At 53.9% G+C, this 17,016-nt stretch carries 17 protein-coding genes; 6 read left to right on the top strand and 11 right to left on the bottom strand.

Annotation, left to right across the window (positions count from 1 at the left end):
• Positions 1-58 precede the first annotated feature (58 nt).
• The 5 genes from rsmB to LPB67_RS10410 all read right to left on the bottom strand — a co-directional run bounded on the left by rsmB (position 59) and on the right by LPB67_RS10410 (position 4,255).
• A complete protein-coding gene (rsmB, locus tag LPB67_RS10430) occupies positions 59-1,519 on the bottom strand; it encodes a 16S rRNA (cytosine(967)-C(5))-methyltransferase RsmB (RefSeq protein ID WP_262837113.1) in 1,461 nt (486 codons plus the stop codon).
• Position 1,520: 1 nt separating this feature from the next.
• Positions 1,521-2,159, bottom strand: a complete 639-nt coding sequence (locus tag LPB67_RS10425) for a LysE family translocator (protein ID WP_262837112.1) — start codon at positions 2,157-2,159, stop codon at positions 1,521-1,523.
• 59 nt (positions 2,160-2,218) lie between these two features.
• Positions 2,219-3,103, bottom strand: a complete 885-nt coding sequence (locus tag LPB67_RS10420) for an alpha/beta hydrolase (RefSeq protein WP_262837110.1) — start codon at positions 3,101-3,103, stop codon at positions 2,219-2,221.
• Positions 3,104-3,107: 4 nt separating this feature from the next.
• Positions 3,108-3,452: a DUF1840 domain-containing protein gene (locus LPB67_RS10415; protein WP_262837109.1), complete on the bottom strand. Its 345-nt coding sequence runs from the start codon at positions 3,450-3,452 to the stop codon at positions 3,108-3,110.
• A 272-nt stretch (positions 3,453-3,724) separates the two neighbouring features.
• Positions 3,725-4,255: a hypothetical protein gene (locus LPB67_RS10410; RefSeq protein WP_262837108.1), complete on the bottom strand. Its 531-nt coding sequence runs from the start codon at positions 4,253-4,255 to the stop codon at positions 3,725-3,727.
• 273 nt (positions 4,256-4,528) lie between these two features.
• Between LPB67_RS10410 and LPB67_RS10405 the strand changes: the two genes are divergently transcribed.
• Genes LPB67_RS10405 through LPB67_RS10395 form a run of 3 tightly spaced genes read left to right on the top strand, consistent with a single transcriptional unit; the run spans position 4,529 to position 6,561 of the window.
• Entirely contained in the window at positions 4,529-4,864 is a 336-nt protein-coding gene (locus LPB67_RS10405) for a hypothetical protein (RefSeq protein ID WP_262837107.1), read from the top strand.
• On the top strand, positions 4,861-5,745 hold the full coding sequence (locus LPB67_RS10400) for a sensor histidine kinase (protein WP_262837106.1): 885 nt from the start codon (positions 4,861-4,863) through the stop codon (positions 5,743-5,745). Before LPB67_RS10405 ends, LPB67_RS10400 begins: the two co-directional genes overlap by 4 nt.
• A gap of 15 nt (positions 5,746-5,760) precedes the next feature.
• On the top strand, positions 5,761-6,561 hold the full coding sequence (locus tag LPB67_RS10395; RefSeq protein WP_262837105.1) for a LytR/AlgR family response regulator transcription factor: 801 nt from the start codon (positions 5,761-5,763) through the stop codon (positions 6,559-6,561).
• An 18-nt stretch (positions 6,562-6,579) separates the two neighbouring features.
• Here LPB67_RS10395 and LPB67_RS10390 read toward each other — a convergent pair whose 3' ends face one another.
• On the bottom strand, positions 6,580-7,563 hold the full coding sequence (locus LPB67_RS10390; RefSeq protein ID WP_262837103.1) for a DMT family transporter: 984 nt from the start codon (positions 7,561-7,563) through the stop codon (positions 6,580-6,582).
• A 249-nt stretch (positions 7,564-7,812) separates the two neighbouring features.
• On the opposite strand from LPB67_RS10390, the gene LPB67_RS10385 reads away from it, so the two are divergent.
• Together LPB67_RS10385 and LPB67_RS10380 are read left to right on the top strand one after the other, a co-directional pair.
• Entirely contained in the window at positions 7,813-8,196 is a 384-nt protein-coding gene (locus tag LPB67_RS10385) for a hypothetical protein (RefSeq protein ID WP_262837102.1), read from the top strand.
• Between the two features lie 38 nt (positions 8,197-8,234).
• Positions 8,235-8,702, top strand: coding sequence for a nuclear transport factor 2 family protein (locus tag LPB67_RS10380; RefSeq protein ID WP_262837101.1), 468 nt, complete (start codon positions 8,235-8,237; stop codon positions 8,700-8,702).
• Between the two features lie 105 nt (positions 8,703-8,807).
• Here LPB67_RS10380 and LPB67_RS10375 read toward each other — a convergent pair whose 3' ends face one another.
• Positions 8,808-9,059, bottom strand: coding sequence for a DUF1161 domain-containing protein (locus tag LPB67_RS10375; RefSeq protein ID WP_262837099.1), 252 nt, complete (start codon positions 9,057-9,059; stop codon positions 8,808-8,810).
• Positions 9,060-9,144: 85 nt separating this feature from the next.
• A complete protein-coding gene (locus tag LPB67_RS10370; protein ID WP_262837098.1) occupies positions 9,145-10,617 on the bottom strand; it encodes a M20 family peptidase in 1,473 nt (490 codons plus the stop codon).
• Positions 10,618-10,719: 102 nt separating this feature from the next.
• Here LPB67_RS10370 and LPB67_RS10365 point away from each other — a divergent pair, with 102 nt between their 5' ends.
• Positions 10,720-12,906 carry a PAS domain S-box protein gene (locus LPB67_RS10365; protein ID WP_262837097.1) on the top strand — a complete coding sequence of 729 codons (2,187 nt, stop codon included), beginning with the start codon at positions 10,720-10,722 and terminating at the stop codon, positions 12,904-12,906.
• Here LPB67_RS10365 and LPB67_RS10360 read toward each other — a convergent pair.
• From LPB67_RS10360 to LPB67_RS10350, 3 genes are all read right to left on the bottom strand, one after another.
• Positions 12,883-14,067 (bottom strand): DUF1501 domain-containing protein, encoded by a 1,185-nt coding sequence (locus tag LPB67_RS10360; RefSeq protein WP_262837096.1) that lies wholly within the window; start codon positions 14,065-14,067, stop codon positions 12,883-12,885. The genes LPB67_RS10365 and LPB67_RS10360 overlap by 24 nt on opposite strands.
• Positions 14,068-14,156: 89 nt before the next feature.
• Positions 14,157-15,767 carry a DUF1800 domain-containing protein gene (locus LPB67_RS10355; protein ID WP_262837094.1) on the bottom strand — a complete coding sequence of 537 codons (1,611 nt, stop codon included), beginning with the start codon at positions 15,765-15,767 and terminating at the stop codon, positions 14,157-14,159.
• A gap of 501 nt (positions 15,768-16,268) precedes the next feature.
• On the bottom strand, positions 16,269-17,000 hold the full coding sequence (locus LPB67_RS10350; RefSeq protein ID WP_262837093.1) for a DUF2076 domain-containing protein: 732 nt from the start codon (positions 16,998-17,000) through the stop codon (positions 16,269-16,271).
• Positions 17,001-17,016: the final 16 nt, after the last annotated feature.

Raw genomic sequence — 17,016 nt, 5'->3', positions numbered from 1 at the left:
AAAGAGGCTATTTGCTGCATCATAGCTTGAAAGTCCCTTGAAATCGCATGAACTTGGATCAGACTGCCGGTTTTTGGAATAAAGCATAGAACAAACCGTCATGATCGTTGTTGTCATCCGACGCTGTCGGTAGCAACTGACCCGGCGCATCCAGGCGGATTGCGTTGTGGCGCTGGGCAAACGCGGCAGCCTGCAATTCCGACTCCATAGGCCAGATCGAGCAGGTGACCAGCAGCAACTTGCCCCCGGGTTTAAGCATAGTCCAGAGATTGTCGAGTATCCTGGCTGACAATACCGATAGCTGGACCGCATCGGCTTTACGGCGCAGCCAGCGGATATCCGGATGACGGCGCACGATGCCGGAGGCGGTACAAGGCACGTCAGCCAGAATCCGGTCAAATGCCTGACCATCCCACCAGCCACTGCGGCTCGCATCGCCGGTTTTGATATCGGCAGACAATTTCAGGCGGAACAAATTTTCACGAATACGGGTCAGGCGCTGCGGATCGGAATCCAGCGCCAGCACATGCACATTCGCCGTCTCAAGGATGTGACATGTCTTGCCGCCCGGTGCGGCGCAGGCATCGAGTACCCGCATGCCGTCCTGCAAATCCAGTAATTCCGCCGCCAATTGCGCACCCGCATCCTGCACCGACACCACGCCTTGTTCAAAGCCGGGAATATGCGCGACCGGTACGGGTTTGGCCAGACGTACTGCGTGAGCGCCCACTTGTGTGGCATCGATGTGCTGGCTTTGCAGGCTCGCCAGATACGCTTCAGTGGTGCTGAGCCGCTGATTGACGCGCAAGGTCAGCGGCGGCGCTTGATTGCCGGTGCGCAGGATGTCCTGCCACTGCGCCGGATACGCGGCTTTGCATTGATCTACCCACCATTGCGGATAATTCCAGAGCGCTGCTGGTTGCTTCATAACACTTGGCAATAGGCTATCCTGCTCACGCAAAAAACGGCGCAGGATCGCATTGACCATGCCTTTGGCATGCGCCATGTGCGGGTTTGAGGCGGCGGCATTGACCGCCTGATCGACCACCACGAACGCTTCGTAAGGCAGTTCCTGTTCATCGCTGGCATCGCTCTTGACCAGCAAAGTCAGGGCGCAACACAGCAAGCCATACAGCAACGCAGGCTCAGGCGCTTTGGTCGTCATCGCGGTCAGCAAGGCATCGACCCGGCCGACCTGACGCATGGTCCGGTACGAAATATCCTGTATCGCGCCACGTATTTGCGGTACCGCTTTGGTCTGCGCAAAGACTTTGGCCAGCGCTTGCGGCAACGCAGTTCCTTCCAGCACATAAGCGACGGCCTGCGCTGCGCCGACCAGGCTAAATGCCAGGGAATCTGCCTTGATCTCGACATAGGTGGCGTCCGGCTGCGGCGCCGGCTCGCTCTCCCTGAGGTTGCCGGGGCGGCTCGCGACAGTTTTTGCCGGCGCAGCTTTACGCGTTGTTGTCGCGGTCTTGCTGCCAGGGCGGGTAATCGTTTTTCTTGGGGGTGGAAGCATATTAATTCTTGGTTAAAGCCAGTTTGAGTCCTAATGCCACAAAGGCGGCGCCGACGGTACGTTCCAGCCAGACCTTGATCTGCGGGTTGCGCCCGGCGCGGCGCGCTAGTGTACCAGCCAGAAAGGCGGTGCCGCTATTCCAGGCGGTACTCATCAATACAAAGGTCGTGCCAAGAATTAAAAATGCCGTGGTTTTATGGTCGGAATCGACTTGCACAAACTGCGGGAAGAAGGACAGGAAAAACAGCACGACTTTAGGATTCAGGATATTCGTCACGACTGCTTGCCAGAAGATTTTTTGCAAGGGACGGATATCTTGCGGTACCGGCGCATCTGCCGGATGGGCGGATTTTGCCAGCATCATGCGGATGCCGAGATAGATCAGGTACGCGCCGCCCGCCAGTTTGACGATGCCGAAAGCGGTCGCCGACGTCGCTAACAAGGCAGTCAAGCCAAACGCCGATGCGATGGAATGAAATAAACAACCGACCGAAATGCCGAGCGCCGACACCAGGCCCGCCGCCCGTCCCTGCGCCACGCTGCGCCCGATGATGTAGGCCGTATCGGGCCCGGGAGTGGCATTCAGCAGCATGACCGCCAGGCAGAACAAACCAAAATTGACAATGCCGAAACTAGACATAATGCACATCCGGAAAATGGTGGGAAAATCGATTCAACGACATCGGCACGGTATGGAAATTACGGCATCAGATGTTGCTGAGCCGGCGTGAAATGCTGTTGTTCAAGCCAGGTGCGCAAGTCGTCAAACACCCTGGTCGCTTCGAGCTCGTTAAAGATTTCATGATAAAAACCTTCATAGAAAAAAGCCTGGGCGGTCTCTTGCGGCAGCCTGGCAAAAAAGCGCTGGCTGCCTTCGGGATCCACCAGATGATCGTCTGCCGCAACCTGCATCAGGACCGGGATTTTTAAATGCGTCGCATGGTCGTGCGCATACACCATCGCCGCCAGCATACTGTTGAGTAAGCGGGCACTGATCTTGGCATGGACCAGCGGATCGTCTTCATAGGCTTTGACGACTTCCGCATCGTGCGACAGGTATTTGGTTTTTAAGCCATTCGGAATACCGACGCCGGGAATCGCCACACTAGCGGCTTTCAGTAAAAGCGATTGAAAGCCTGACATCGGAATTGCCAGTGCCGGCGACGACAGGATCAGGGCGCGGACCGGTGCCAGCCCCTCGGTTGCAAAACGGGCAGCGAACAGGCCGCCCATGCTATGACCAAACAATAAAGGCGGCGCATTCAGATGTTTGCTGAAATCATTGATCACCAGCCGCGCATCGCGCAACAATGCCTGTTCATCGGGACAGTCGCCGGCAGCGCCACCGGATCTGCCGTGACCGCGATGGTCATAGGTACGCACGGTAAAACCGAGTGCATTGAAAAACCGTGCGATATGCGCATATCGTCCACAGTGTTCGCCCAGCCCATGCATGATGACTATCCCGCTATGCACAGGCTCGCTGTCGTCTTGCGCAGGCAATGGCCAGTCACGCACGAACAAGGGCGTGCCATCGGTGGCCAGCAAGTCGAACTCGACCGTTTTATCGATATGCGAAGTCATGGGCTCAGATGCCCCACATCACTTCGCGTTGCATTTTGTGAGCCGCATGCAGCATTTCTAATAAAGGATAAACACGGGTCGAGAAACTGACGGTTTCCACTTTTTCATGATCATTGTCATCGCGGTCATCATTATGATGCGCATCAATGTCACGCTTCACTTCTTCTGACACCGGATGTGCCTTGCTCTCGGCAACGGCGGCTTCAATCAGCGCAATTGCATGGGCCGTTTCGGCAGGCGTGATGATGCCCTGATCGACATTTTTGTCGAGCATTTCCAGGACACGACGTGCATGTTCCTTATACATAGTGACTTCAGTTGATGCTTTGGATTTAAAAGTGATTAACATGAACTACTCCTCTTCTGGGTTGTTTCAATGGGTCACTAAAACGGGAATTGATCATTCAATAACTTAAATGGGATCACAGCTCCACGGCTTAGTTTCAATCATAATCCTAAAAACCGAACTAGGAAATTTAGCAATGCAGCAAATTGTAAAAAACGGACAGATACGCTACGAGAATACCCTGCGCCACAAAACCAGGCTACCCATGCCACGCAAATGCGGATACGCGGGCCGCGCGCAACCTTGCAACGGGAAAATTTTCAAATGCAGCAGGCTTAATTAATTTTGAACGAAGTCATGAAGGTATCGATGACATCGCGTGTCACGGCTTTTTCACGACCCATGATAATTACCTGATAGACCCAGGGGCCGCGCGTGACAAATTTCGCTGCCAGCACGACGGGCTGGCCGTTCTGCAGATTGCCGCGCGCCTCCAGCTCATTGCCCTGCATGGTGCTGCCGGCTTTTTCGCTAGTGATACTGCCGTGGATATTGTTGAGCATGCCGCTCTTCATCGCTGCCAGTACCGCCGGGATTTTGCTCGCATCATCGACTCTGGCGCTGCCGACAGCGAAGCTGATGCCCTCGGCATCTGCTCCCGTCATTTGCATCGTCAGCCGGACCTCTTCCAATTGCATGCTACGCGAATGACTCGATGGCTTGGCTGGCATCAGCACACTGTAAGGCGCATCGCTGCCACGCACTTCGCGCCAGTCGAATTTGGGAGAACAGGCGCACAACAGAAGCGCACAGCCCAGTGTGGCGAAGGGACGAATGACTGAAGAGCGGAATGTGAAAAAAGACATAGGCACGGTAAACTGATCGCCTGTCGGCAGGCAGTTTGCTGGGGAAGATAGGCGTATTGTATGCCAGGCAGAGCGTGCCGGCATGCGGCTCGGTATTTTGATGGTATAAAAATACGCTAACCGGCGCGTCAATTTTTTCACCGCTTATCTGATGCAATAACTGCTGGTTACCCTTACTCTGCCATTGGTCGCATGGCGATGGATTGTGATTTTCGTTTTGAATATAGTGCGTTCATCGGCAGGACAATGCCGCCACAGCGAAGGATATGGATCATGAACGGCCAATCAAATAAGCAGCACACTGAGCAAACCACGATGCAGGCGATCACCGCTTTATTGCGCGAGTTGCTGACAGCATTCGTCGACCTGGCACGTACGGGTTTGCGCCGGATGGCTCGCCTGCCTATGCCTCAGTTACTTACCCTGGCGATAGGCCTGGCCTTGTTGCTGACGATCTTGCCGCTGGCATTGACTTTATTCATGGTTTTTTTACTCATCAAAGTACTCATATTGTGCAGTGTGCTGGTCATCCGCAAAGCGCGTCGGCGCGGCAGCAGGCTGGAATTTCCCCGCCCTGCCGAGCCTGATAAAGAGGACGGCGCACCATGAATCGCAATGAAGATAACCGCATCCTGACCGTGGTTCTGGATATTTTTGAGACGGCGACGGTATTGTGGTGGCGCTTCTTCGACTGGGTTGCCGTGATGTCGTGGCGCACGCTCGGCATAGTCGCCTTTGTCGTGTTCCTGATCGCTGCACCGGCATTGCGATTGCCGGGGCTGGGATTGTTGTTTGTGGTGGTTTCGGTTGCGATTAAAGTACTGGCAGGCGGTAAACGCAGCGCCGATTTAAAAGCTGCAGAGGCCACCAGTAAAGCCAATGTCGAAGCGCTGGAGCGTCGCTTGATGGAGGCGCAAATGGCTGCCTTGCAGGCGCAGATAGAGCCGCATTTTTTATTCAACACCCTGGCGTTGATCGGACAGTTGATTGAGACCGATCCGCTGCAGGCGGCGCAAATTCACGCCCACCTGATCCAGTATTTACGCTCGGCGATGCCGCAAATGCGTGAGAAAAATACCGGCAGGCTAGGTCAGCAGGTCGCTTTGTCGAGCGCCTATCTGAACATTATGCAGGCACGGATGCGCGAGCGCCTGACGGTGCATGTGGATGTGCCGGTGTACCTGGCGGATGCCGCGTTTCCATCCATGATGTTGCAGACCCTGGTCGAGAATTCGATTAAGCACGGGCTGGAGCCAAAAACCGAGGGCGGTCATATCGATATCAGTGCCGCTCTGGTGGGCACGCATCTGCAGGTCACGGTCAAAGACAACGGCGTCGGTTTTGATGTGCATGCCGATGACGGTGTAGGCTTGACGAATATCCGCGAACGACTGAAAGTCTTGTACGGTAAAGAAGCACAGTTATTGATCGAGGCGCCGCCGCATGGTGGCGCGCAAGTGAGTATTTCGGTTCCGTACTCGCCCAACTGAACAGGTCTGAATACTATGAGAACAGAGCAATTGAGCAGTGCCCTGATTGTCGATGATGAACCGCCCATGCGCGATCAACTGCGTGCGCGTTTGCATGAGGTGTGGCCGGAATTAAATATTATTGCGGAAGCGGGCAATGGCGTCGCCGCCGTTGAACTGACGGCGCTGCATCATCCGCAGATTATTTTCCTGGATATTCGCATGCCGGGCCAGAGCGGTATCGAGGCAGCGCGGCAGTTATTGGGGCAAGTACACATTGTGTTCGTGACCGCCTACGATGAATATGCGGTGCAGGCGTTTGAGCAAGGTGCCGTCGACTATCTGTTGAAGCCGGTAGATCCAGATCGTCTGCGGGCTACCTGCGAACGGCTGCGGCAGCGCATTGCCTTACCGCTTAAACTCAGCGGCGCTGCGGCCCAGTCTACGCCGCAGAACGAACAAATCATGCAATTGCTAAGCCAGCTCAGCCAGCGTCAACAGCCCAAGCGCGAGTATCTGCGCTGGATACAGGCGAGTGTCGGCAGCAGCTTGCGAATGATCAGCACCCGCGAGATTTTGTTTTTTCAATCCGATGAAAAATACACACGGGTGCAAACCGACAGCACCGAAGTCTTGATACGCAAAACCCTGAAAGAACTCGAAGACGAACTCGATCCCGCCGAATTCTGGCGCATCCATCGCTCAACGCTGGTGCGGGTTGACGCCATCACGGAAGTTACGCGCGATTTTCGCGGGCGGCAATTAGTTCAGCTTAAAAATCATCCGGAAAAACTCGAAGTCAGTCGCAATCATGCGCACTTATTTCAACAGATGTAAGTGGCTCAATGCCCCCAATCAATGCGGTACCGGCTGAAACGCCCGTACCGCCAGCGTCACACCCGCGCAAAGCAGCACCACGCCGATCAGGATCTGCGGCGCCGGCAGGCTGCCGCGCAGGATGAAGGCGTACAGCAGCGCGGACAAAGTCTCGAACACAATCAATTGTCCGGCCAGACTGGTCGGCAATTTTTGACTTGCCAGATTCCATAATAATGTCCCCAGCCAGGATGCCAGCAAGCCCAGTACGGCCATCGCGACGATGAATTTGAGCGGTGTGCTGCCCAAGGGGAAATGGAACGCAACAACGCTGCCAGCGTCCGCAGAACCCCGCTTTAACTGCGCAAACAAACCGTATCCAAGATAACCGATCAGTGCCAAAGGCAGGGTGGCCAGGCCTTGCGCAGTTGCCCAGGTGCTGGAGCTGATATGGGTGTAGACCTTCATATAGCGGCTATTCATGATCGGGTACCAGGTCCAGGCAGCGACCGCAACTAGGGCGATCAGGCCGCCTTTGACATACTCAGCGATGCTGCGCTGGCCGCTGGAATTATCCTTGGTGAAATGCGCCATTTCAGATGCATTCACCAACAGTAATCCGGCCAGAATAATCAATAAAGGCAGTGCAAGTTTGTTCCAGGCGATGCTGTCGCCGGGATACAGTGGCGACCAGTTCGAGCAAATCGCGATCACCACCGGCAGGGTGCCGATCAGCATGGTCGGCAAAGGCGCATCGGCCAGTTGTATCGCGCTGGCAAGTGCCGAGTAATAAATGAGATTGCCGACCAGTGCGAGCTTACCCGCCGCCAGCCAATCCTGACGGCGTAATTGGGCAATCCGCTGGCGATCAAACCAGGCCGGGATCAGCGCGATGACGCCAAATGCAACATAGCGGCCAAACGACAAAATCACGCCCGGATAATCCGGCAATATGAGCGGTGTGATGAATACCAGGCCCCACAGCAGACCCGCACCCAGTGCGGCGAGGACGCCGCTTAACATGCGATGTTTCTAAAAGAAAATGTGGGAGCGAACTTAGGTAACAGCATCATGACGACCAGTGAGCAGTGAAATAAAATACTCGAACCAAACTGAGCAACCCCACATCATAGCGAATCCGCGCCCGCTCCGCCGTGCGCCTTCTTCTTTTCGCCGGGCTCCTCCCCTAGATGATACAAATCACTGCAGAAAGATGAAATGCCGCGCAGGATTTGTTACCATCACACATCACCCTATTTGATCGGTCCTGCGATGTCACTTCGTTCCTCTTTGTGCTTATGCGTTTGCGCCATCACCTTGCTCTCGGCTTGTGAGCGTCTTGGCTTACCCGATCCGGCTAAAGAAGCTGCCCAAAAAGAAGCCGATGCGCGGGCTACCGGTAGCGCCTGTCGCCATTCAGGGCGGGCCATTGAAGATTGTTACGCGATGAATCCGGATGCATCGCGCGCGGCGGTGTATTCGGGCTGGAAAGAGATGAACGACTACATGCGCGAAAATAAGATCGACACCGTCAAGCCGGAAAAAGAGATGGAGGCGCGGGCCAAGATGGACGACAGCGCCAGCGCATCGGCCAGCTCTGCCAGCGCCTCCGCATCTTCATCGGCCAGCGCGAGTTCAAAACCCTCTAAAAAATAGCCGCTGGCTTTGTTATTGCCGTTCACAAAGGATGATGTATGCACCCGAATGCCCAGTTGATAGAGCGGTTTTATGCTGCCTTCCAGCGCCTGGATGCTGAGACGATGGCGGCTTGCTACGCTGCCGATGTTGAATTCTCCGATCCGGTTTTTCCAAGCCTGCAAGGAGCCGAAGCCGGTGATATGTGGCGCATGCTGGCGTCGAAGGCGCAAAATTTTTCTGTCGTATTTGACAGCGTCAGCGCCGATGACCAGCGTGGTCAGGCGCATTGGGTGGCGACTTACACGTTTTCTCAAACCGGTCGCACGGTGGTCAACGATATTCAAGCCAGCTTTGCCTTTCGCGACGGTAAGATCGTGAATCACCGGGATCGTTTCGATTTGTGGAAATGGTCGCGTCAGGCGCTGGGTCTGAAAGGCTGGTTATTGGGCTGGACGCCGCTGGTCAGAAATGCGATTCAGGCGCAGGCGGCAAAAGGTCTGGCGATGTATCGCAGCAAGAAATAACGCAGCCAAAAAACGGCCGAAAACAAAACAGCGACCAATCATTCGGTCGCTGTTTTGTTTTCGGCTTTACTGCATCGCACGGGGCATCAGATTACGATATTCGCTTTATACCTGATTGAGCGCTTTGCCGGATTTCGTTTTGGTATAGATGATTTTTTTCTTGCCGCCTTCGCAGACCCCGACCACCCGATTGTTTGTTGGCACATCTTTGTCAACCACTTCCAGGCTATAGTTTTTGACGCCTTTGCCTTCGAGTTTTTTTTCGACTTTTTCTTGCATATCCACACAGGGCGTAATGGCTGCCATGCTGCTGGTGGACATCAAAATCAGGCTGCTTGCTAAAATAAGTGCTTTCATTGAACATGCTCCTTGGTTTTGATGAGTATTCTCAGTGAATTTTTTCTTGCTCTGCAAACATCGCATATAAATCAGCACTCGGCAATCACTTGCTTGAATTCAGCAATAGTTGATGGTAAAAACGTATCATTTCTACATAATTCTGCACAGAAATCCGCTCATTCGTTCCATGAAAACGCGCCAGATCTTCAGACTTCGCCCGTACTGGCGAGAATTTAAAAATATGATGACTCAAGACTGAGAAGTGCCTGGAGTCGGTCGCGCCCAGCATCAGACCCGGCGCCACGATGGTATTGGGGAAAACTTCGCGTATAGTTTTATGCAAATTTTGATAGGCCGCTGAAGTCGTCGGGGACACCGGGGATGGTTCCGAATTGCCGGGCATGGCGCTGACTTTAATCGTGTCATTGGCGATGACGGTCCGGATATGCTGCGCTACGGTCGTTTGCGTGTCGCCCGGCAAGGTGCGGAAATTGACTGTCGCATCGGCTGTGCCAGGCAAGACATTGTCCTTGTCGCCGCCATGCACCATGGTCAGCGCAGTGGTAGTGCGCAGCGTGGCATTGACACTCTGGCTTTTTGCCAGTTGCTGCTGGACTACAGGTCGGAATAACCAGAGATTAGACAGCAAGACGCGATTTAATCCATGCATTTCCGGCGCGATGGTCTCGAACATATCGAGTGCTACGCCGCGGATTTGCGCTGGAAATTGCTGCTCTTCCAAACGCGCGAGTGCCGCGCCCAGCATGCCGATAGCGGTTTTTTCCGGCGGCATCGAGGAATGACCGGGTGTCGCGGTCGCATTCAGGGTAAAGCTGGCATAACCTTTTTCCGCAACGCCTATCAATGCCGCCGGTTGATCCAGGCCTTTTAAAATGCCTTCGGTAATCAGCATGCCTTCATCCAGCACATAGTCCAATTTCACCGCCCTGCTTTGCAGCAGGCTCGCAATGGCTTTGGCACCCTGGATGCCATTGACCTCTTCATCATGACCAAAGGCAAGGTAGATCGTCTGGCGCGGCTGGAAACCGCTGGCCAGCAGTTTTTCAACGGCCTCCAGAACGGCAAACAAATTGCCCTTGTCGTCCCACGAGCCACGCCCCCAGATAAAGCCATCCCTGATCACGCCGTCAAACGGCGGCTGTTGCCAGTTTTGTTCGGTATCCGGTGCCACCGGCACCACGTCCTGATGCGCCATGAGCATGACAGGCAAGGCTTGCGGATCGCTGCCTTGCCAGGTGTACAGCAAGCTCGCTGCGCCAACGGTTTCGCGTGTTAGCTTGGCGTGGATGAGGGGGAATGCCTGATCAATATGCTGATGCAGTTTTTTAAACTCCCCGGCGCTTGGCTCAGGCAAATCCGTCTGTCCTTGTCGCGAGATCGTTTTAAAGCGCAAAGCCGTTGCCAGGCGCTGGGCCGCAGCATTTTCATCGATTGCCAATGGCGCGGCTGGTGTAACTTGCAGTTGACGCGAACCGGTGCTGACGGTTTTAATGACGACTGTCGCGGTCAGGCAGATCAAGGCGACGAGCAAAAAAAGAAACAGGCGTTTTATCATGAAATTGGGTCTCAAATTATCGACAGGTGTACGATAGTATAAACATAGCCCCGTATAGACCCGCGTTGTACCCGCCGTGGAAACAGAACCGGACGAAAATGCATGAAAAGTAAGGAAAAACAGGCGATTCGTTTGGCCACCGCACTAGGTATTCTTTTGGTGCTGACGATAGTCCTTTCCGCTGCTGTATCAATTTGGGCATTGCGTCAACAAGAAATAGATAAATGGCAGGAGCAAAGCGAGGCTTTCAGCCTGATGCTGGCAGAAAACACGGCACAGCAGCTAGGTACGGCCTATCTTGCACTAGACAATGTGGTCGAGCGCATTCAGGATCGCTACACGGTAGATGCAGATTATCTGCGTTCGCTTTCCAGGAATGCGGACCTGCATCAGATGCTGGCGGAAAAACAGGCTTTGTCAGAGCAACTTGATGTAATTTTTGTGCTGGACTCCAAAGGCAGCCTGATCGTCAGTTCGCGTCGTTTTCCCAGCCCGGATTTGAACTTCGAAGACCGTGACTATTTTCGCATGCAGCGAGATGACCCCAGTGTGAAAACCAATATCAGTACTTCTTTATTAAGTAAATCGACAGGAAAATGGACTTTTATCATCAGTCGTAGGCTGACCGGCAGCGACGGTGAATTTATCGGGGTGGCAGGGATCGGGGTAGCGCCCTCGTTTTATTCCCGTTTCTACGAAAAAATCAACATGAAGGGGCAGGCCACGATTACCCTTTTGAGGGACGATTTCAGTATTCTGGCGCGCTGGCCTGAGCGTGATGAGCTGATGGGCAAGCAGAATTTAAGCGATAGCACTTATGCCTTCGTACACGACCAAAAGAAAAAATCGGGGGTATTCATTACCGATGCAAAACGGGCCCGTGGTGGGGATAGTTCTTCCGTCAGCATGGCCGCGATCCAGGTACTGGATAAATACCCTGTCATTGTCAATTTTACGATAGGCGAAGCAATTTATCTCGCCGACTGGCGACGCATCAGCCGCATTATTGTGATTGTCGCGATGGGTAGCGTCATTGCCGTGATCATGGCTTTCTCGCTTCTGCTGGCGCTGTTGAAAAGAAGGGAAGCGGATCTTAGGACCACCAATGAGCTTAAGCAGCAAGCCGAGATAATTAACCGCAATCAATCCTATTTATTGCAGAACCTGACCCATCAACAAAGAGAATTGAAAGAAGCCGCCGATCGTTTTCAGGCAGTGTTCCAGAATGCTGCGGACGGTATTGTCATGATCGATCAGCATGGCAATCTTGAGGTAACCAATCCGGCCTGGCGACGTATTTATGGCTACAAAGAAAGTGAAGTTGCGGGTAAGAGCGGCAGCCTCTTTTGTCCGCCAAACGGGCAGGACATGTTAGCCCTGGCAGCCAACCATGCCGAATTTGTTCAGCAAGGGAATGTGCATCTGGAAGATGTCAGGATGCGTAAAGACGGCTCCTTGTTTCCGGCTGAATTATCCATCAGTGAGTATTATTTTTCCGGCGAGAAAAAATACGTGGTGATTGTGCGCGATATCAGTGAGCGCCGCCAGATAGAGCGCATGAAGAGCGAGTTTATTTCTACCGTGAGTCACGAGCTGCGTACGCCGCTGACGGCGATCCGCGGCGCTTTGGGATTGGTGCTTGGCGGCGCAGCAGGTGATTTGCCAGTGAAGATTCAGGAGCTTATTAGCATTTCCCACAAAAATAGCGAAAGCCTGACCCGCCTGATCAATGATTTATTGGATAGTCAAAAAATTGAAGCTGGCAAAATGGATTTTCATTATGAAGTTTTACCGCTGGATGAGTTGCTGAAAACGGCAGTACAGGCGAATCAGGCATTTGCGGCTAATTTAGGCGTCGGCATTCGCTTGTCGGGCGCTCCGGTGATGGACATGGTTAAAGTGGATGCCGGGCGTTTTCAGCAAGTCATGGCGAATCTTTTGTCGAATGCCTGTAAATATTCTCCGCGAGGAGAAGATGTCGTGGTGCTGGCGATGCAGCTATCGTCAGAGCGCGTGCGGGTGGAGGTGATTGATCAGGGCAGCGGTATTCCTGTGCATTTTCAGCAAAAGATTTTCCAGAAATTTTCCCAGGCGGATGCGTCTGATAGCCGCGCCAAAGGCGGCACCGGCTTGGGACTGGCAATCTCACAGGCTATCATGCAGCAAATGTACGGCGAGATCGGCTGTCATCCGAGCAACAGCATGGCGGGAACCTGTTTTTATATTGAACTGCCGATTGCGCAAATGGCACCTGGCCCGGCGATCTCAGATCAATCCGAGATCGCGTGAGCTCACTCCGGCAAATACCTGGTCCAGTTGCTTCGCGCTCAAGCCGTAGATACCCGCAAATAAGCCGCCAAGAACAGCGCGATATTCGTTCAGAACCGGGTAGTCGCGGTTCTGGAATAACTTGGATGCCTCCAGTCTGACCTGCTCTCCGGCCACTTGCCCGCCTTTAATGCCGCCACCAAGAACCCAATACACGCTGCCATGCCCATGATCGGTACCGCGCTTGCCGTTCTCACGGAAAGTACGGCCGAATTCACTAATCACGACCACCGTCGTATTGCGCCAGGTATCGCCCATTTCCTGTTGATAGGCGATCAGGCCACGGCCTAATTCATCGAATTTGGTTGCCAGGGCACCGCTGGCGCCGCCCTGATTGACATGGGTATCCCAGCCGCCGACATCGACAAAGCCCAGCGCATATTTATCGCGCATGAGTTTGGCGATGCGACGTGCTTCCTGTTCAAAACCCTTGGTCGAAATTGCATTGCGGTTGGCGACATTCATTTCGTCCTGCATCTCACGCACCACCTCTTCGCGCACCGCAAAGCCTTCGCTGACTTGTTGCCCCAGTCCGGTCTTGCTATACATCTGCGCGATGATTTTGCTTTGCCGGGAATCGACATTCCCCTTGCTCAAAGAGCGCAGGCTGGTGTTGGCGATCTGCGCATTGCCTTGCATGGCGAGCGGTAGCTGGTCGGTGAAGGACATCGCCGAATTGCTATTCAAGACCTCGGCTAGCCGGTTTAAAAAACCGGAGTGAAAATTCCGGGTGCTATTGAGGGCCTGCCCCAGCTCTATGCTGTCCTGCGTTTCAAAATGACTGCGCGACACATCGTCGGTGCCGGCAAAGGGGATGAAGGCGGCTTCGCCTTTCTTATACAGCGGATAAATACTGTCGCGTAAAGCCGGATGCAAACCCCAGTCGGCATTGAGTTCCAGCGCGCTATTGGCATCGCTGCCTGGCCGGGCAATCGCAATATTCGGCCGCGCTTCGTAGTAGAAATTGCTGGAAGTTGGAATCAGTAAATTACTCGCATCGTAACCGCCGCGCAAGAACACCAGCAGCAGCCGGTTCTGGGTCGCTGGCGCAGCAAACACGCTGCTGCTGATGCTGGCGCCGGTAAGGGCAGCCAAAGCTTTAAGTAGGTCGCGGCGGTTCATGGTCGGCTTTCTGTCAGTGGTTGAGTAGGGAACAACGATCGCTATTGGATGAGCCTTGAGGGCAGTTGATGGATGTCGGTCGATTCCGTTTAACGTCGCATCATTTCCGGCGCAGCGAGGAAGAAGGCATTCCATTCCTGCGCCGAACTCGCCTGGCTTAATGCCTGCTGCGTTCCCTGGCTAAAATTCCTTGCCCAGTTTTTGACATAAGCAGAGCTGGCCAATGCCGGCTGCGGCGGCCGTTCTTGCAGAGCTTGATTGTCTATTTTAAATAAGCCTGGACTACCGTTGCCGATCGCTTTCGCCACATCAAAGCGCACCGTCATCTGACCGGGACTGGCCCAGGCACTCTCACTCATTGAGTAACCATCCGGTGTCTGGCGGCCATTCGGTTGTTGTCCCAGCATAGTCAGCCAGTTCAGCATAGGGCCGGCATTGACGATGGTATTGCCGTCATAGGCCAGGCGCACTGATGAGATCACGTAATGCACAGGATCTTTAAATTTGTTGCCGAGCGAGGCGATAAATTCAGAGGACTCAAACATGCTGCGCAATACCGCGGGGATGTTGCCGTCGGTTTGTAAAAAGCGCTGTGCCATTTGATTGATCAAGGCATCCGACGGCGTATCGGAGACGAAATAGGTAGCGAGCTCGCGGCTGATGAATTGTGCCGTTGCCGGCTGGCGACTCAGAATGGTAATGATGTCTTCCACCTCAGCCAGGCCGCGGCCGTGTACGGTTTTTCCCAGGATTTTTTTATCGCCGAAGTCGTGACGATTCGGATTGAATTCAAAGATGCCACGGCGCACATACAGACGTTGCAGCTCGCCTTTGACGCGAGGCGAATCCAGGCTCTGGTTGACTCCGACACCGGTCAGCACCCTGGCCAGCTCTTGCACATCGCCTTGCGTGTAGCCGCTGCCAACGCCCATGGTGTGCAGTTCCATCAGTTCGCGGGCATAGTTTTCGTTGATATGGTTGACGGCATTGTGTTCATTGTCCAGATAGCGCAGCATGGCTGGGTGGAATACCGTGGCACGCAATAACTCCCTAAAATTACCGAGGGCGTTCGGACGTATCGCTTGCTCTTCAAAATCACCTAACATGGCACGCACATTATGTTTGCCGTTATGGATGTTGAAATGGTTCATCCAGAACCAGGTCATTTGTTCTTGCAACTGGTTGGGTGAGTACACGGCACGCAGTAGCGAGCGGCTTGCCGCTTCGCGCGCCAGTCGGGTCAGCTCCTGTTGGTATTCTTTGCGCAGGGTATCGTCTACGCCTTTTTGCTGTTCTGCGCTGAGGCGACGCGCTTCCATATCGATCATTAATTTGTCCAGAGGCCGCTGGGCGATGGTCATGCCATCGATTTGCGCCTGGATTGCGGCTGGCAGCGGTGTGCTCTGACCGCGTAGCTGTTGATCGAGATAGCGATCCATGCCCATGATCTGCAATTGTTGCGACGAGCTGGGATTGGCACCCCAGGTAATGCGGTTCAAGAATTTCTCCGGATCGACATGCGCGGCCTCAAGCACACGACTGAGCGGTGCCGCTGGCGCAGCGATCTGCGCCGATTGGCGCGGCGCATTGCTACAGCTTGCCAGTATCAAGACCGCCCCCAACGGTAAAGTCCAGCGTAGTGTCTGTGTGAACTTCAGCCTGGGCTGGGCACGGAGCCGATGGGCAAACTTGGAAATCATAATAAGCCTTGAATGTAGTCGATACTGGCTGAGGTAGGAGAATAAGGGTGCTGTCTGCATACAACGCAATACTGCCAAAAAAGTTATCCCAGCTTGTGTAGGAATCTGCAAGTTTGGTAACAGCCTGTAACGCGTGCGCAGTCAGTTTCAAGGTAGGGAATAATCCATGTTTTTAACCGGGCGCTGTCCACGCTGCTTGTATTGAGGCGAGTTCTTTCTGGTCTGATTTATCCAGCCAGGGTAAGCTGCCTCAGTCCCCTATGCCGTGTAATAAAACCTCAGGTGCTTCGCTGGAAGGAATAAGCGGGGTGAGTTTTATGCAATTCTCGAGGAAATTTTTTTGCATTGTCGCAGATGAAAACGACAGGTATCTACGGCATGCTTTTCATTGCAATGTGCGTGACACCAGAGGCATTAATTGTGCTGCATAGGCGGTGTTAATTTTGCGGGTACGCGCGGCGGGAGCGGTCTTCGCCCTTTTTCTGGCCGCTCACGATGCGTTTAAGCCTCATCTAGGTCGCTGGAACTGGCATCATCGACAATGTTGTCAGTGTCGTCCGTACTGGCAAGTTCGGTTGTATCAGTCAGTGCGGGAGTCTGTTCAGGTTCAGTATGCGTCTGGTCGCCGTCAAAATAGTTAGGAATAAAACCGCCGTCCGCATTATTCAAACTCGCAGCCCCATCGGCGACAGAGGCATGATGGCTAGCGCCGAGCAAATTACCTATACCTTGATAGAGAAATGCACCGGCCGCGACGCCGGCCGCCGTTGCGGCAACGGTGCCCAGGATATTTCCCGTATTTGCGCCGAAGAAGCCGGTATTGGAAACGGGCATTGGACTGGTAGCAGTAGCGGGGATATTCGCGGATGTCGTAGCCGTGTTGAGTGCTGCCCCAGTCACCGATGTTGATGTTAGAGAAGACGTATTCAGCGGCGGGCTGCTGGCGCTATTGCCCCAGGCATTGCTGGCTGGCTGCAAAAAAACGCTGGGCTTGCTTGCACTGCTATTTTTCAGTTCGGCATTTTCTGATTGCAACTGGCGGATCTGATGTTGCGCGTTGCCGACCGCCTGTTCCAACAGCAGACTGCGCTGTACCAGCAGATAGGCAGCATCAGGTTGTTGGCTGACCGCATCGGCAATCATCGCCTGTGCCTGCGCATCCTTACCCTGCGCCTGGGTTGCTACCAATTGGGCTAAAAAGGTTTGCAGCAATTGAATTTCGTTAGGTGACATGAGGTTCTCCTTGATT

It is taken from the genome of Undibacterium sp. Jales W-56 (assembly GCF_025548535.1).
Lineage (GTDB): Bacteria > Pseudomonadota > Gammaproteobacteria > Burkholderiales > Burkholderiaceae_D > Undibacterium.
This window is presented reverse-complemented; position numbering and strand designations above follow the sequence as displayed.

Coding starts and splice junctions, on each gene's coding strand:
- rsmB (WP_262837113.1), bottom strand. CDS start 1,519: ATGCTTCCACCCCCAAGAAAAACGATTACCCGCCCTGGCAGCAAGACC.
- LPB67_RS10425 (WP_262837112.1), bottom strand. CDS start 2,159: ATGTCTAGTTTCGGCATTGTCAATTTTGGTTTGTTCTGCCTGGCGGTC.
- LPB67_RS10420 (WP_262837110.1), bottom strand. CDS start 3,103: ATGACTTCGCATATCGATAAAACGGTCGAGTTCGACTTGCTGGCCACC.
- LPB67_RS10415 (WP_262837109.1), bottom strand. CDS start 3,452: ATGTTAATCACTTTTAAATCCAAAGCATCAACTGAAGTCACTATGTAT.
- LPB67_RS10410 (WP_262837108.1), bottom strand. CDS start 4,255: ATGTCTTTTTTCACATTCCGCTCTTCAGTCATTCGTCCCTTCGCCACA.
- LPB67_RS10405 (WP_262837107.1), top strand. CDS start 4,529: ATGAACGGCCAATCAAATAAGCAGCACACTGAGCAAACCACGATGCAG.
- LPB67_RS10400 (WP_262837106.1), top strand. CDS start 4,861: ATGAATCGCAATGAAGATAACCGCATCCTGACCGTGGTTCTGGATATT.
- LPB67_RS10395 (WP_262837105.1), top strand. CDS start 5,761: ATGAGAACAGAGCAATTGAGCAGTGCCCTGATTGTCGATGATGAACCG.
- LPB67_RS10390 (WP_262837103.1), bottom strand. CDS start 7,563: ATGTTAAGCGGCGTCCTCGCCGCACTGGGTGCGGGTCTGCTGTGGGGC.
- LPB67_RS10385 (WP_262837102.1), top strand. CDS start 7,813: ATGTCACTTCGTTCCTCTTTGTGCTTATGCGTTTGCGCCATCACCTTG.
- LPB67_RS10380 (WP_262837101.1), top strand. CDS start 8,235: ATGCACCCGAATGCCCAGTTGATAGAGCGGTTTTATGCTGCCTTCCAG.
- LPB67_RS10375 (WP_262837099.1), bottom strand. CDS start 9,059: ATGAAAGCACTTATTTTAGCAAGCAGCCTGATTTTGATGTCCACCAGC.
- LPB67_RS10370 (WP_262837098.1), bottom strand. CDS start 10,617: ATGATAAAACGCCTGTTTCTTTTTTTGCTCGTCGCCTTGATCTGCCTG.
- LPB67_RS10365 (WP_262837097.1), top strand. CDS start 10,720: ATGAAAAGTAAGGAAAAACAGGCGATTCGTTTGGCCACCGCACTAGGT.
- LPB67_RS10360 (WP_262837096.1), bottom strand. CDS start 14,067: ATGAACCGCCGCGACCTACTTAAAGCTTTGGCTGCCCTTACCGGCGCC.
- LPB67_RS10355 (WP_262837094.1), bottom strand. CDS start 15,767: ATGATTTCCAAGTTTGCCCATCGGCTCCGTGCCCAGCCCAGGCTGAAG.
- LPB67_RS10350 (WP_262837093.1), bottom strand. CDS start 17,000: ATGTCACCTAACGAAATTCAATTGCTGCAAACCTTTTTAGCCCAATTG.